Genomic DNA, 607 nt, shown 5'->3' on the forward strand with positions numbered 1-607 from the left:
CCGCCGCCGAGGCCGCGGAGGGCGACGGCACGGTCGACGAGGCGGTCACGGCCGCGGAGAAGCGCGCCGCGGGCACCTCCGCCCACTTCTACGTCGACACCCTCGACTATCTCCGCAGGGGCGGCCGCATCGGCACCGCCCAGGCCCTGCTCGGCTCCGCCCTCGCGGTGAAACCGCTGCTCCGGCTGGAGGACGGGCGGATCGATCTGCTGGAGAAGGTGCGTACGGCGTCCAAGGCGATCGCCCGGCTGGAGGAGATCGTGGTGGAGCGGGCGGCTGGGGCGGAGGTCGACATCGCCGTGCACCATCTGTCCGCGCCCGAGCGGGCCGGGGTGTTGGCGGACCGGCTGCGTGAACGGGTGCCCGGGCTGGCGGAGTTGCATGTCAGTGAGGTGGGAGCGGTGATCGGGGCGCATACGGGGCCCGGGTTGTTGGGGGTCGTGGTTTCGCCTCGGTGAGGTGTGCCTGCGGCGCTTGGCCCTGGGGCGAGCGCGTTCGGATGGGGCGGGCGTAGCTCGGGTGGGTGACGGAGTTATCCACAACTGGGGACTTCTCCACCGGAATTGACCAAGATCCACTCTTTGGGGCCGGGTGTCCGATCCTCGGG

1 protein-coding gene is annotated in these 607 nt (G+C 71.5%); it reads left to right on the plus strand.

Annotated elements, in window-relative coordinates:
• A partial coding sequence (locus CCN33_RS21215) for a DegV family protein (RefSeq protein WP_140394611.1) occupies window positions 1-458 on the plus strand: 458 nt, incomplete at its 5' end.
• Between the last annotated feature and the right edge of the window lie 149 nt (window positions 459-607).

It is taken from the genome of Streptomyces recifensis, assembly GCF_002154615.1.
Lineage (GTDB): Bacteria > Actinomycetota > Actinomycetes > Streptomycetales > Streptomycetaceae > Streptomyces > Streptomyces griseoluteus.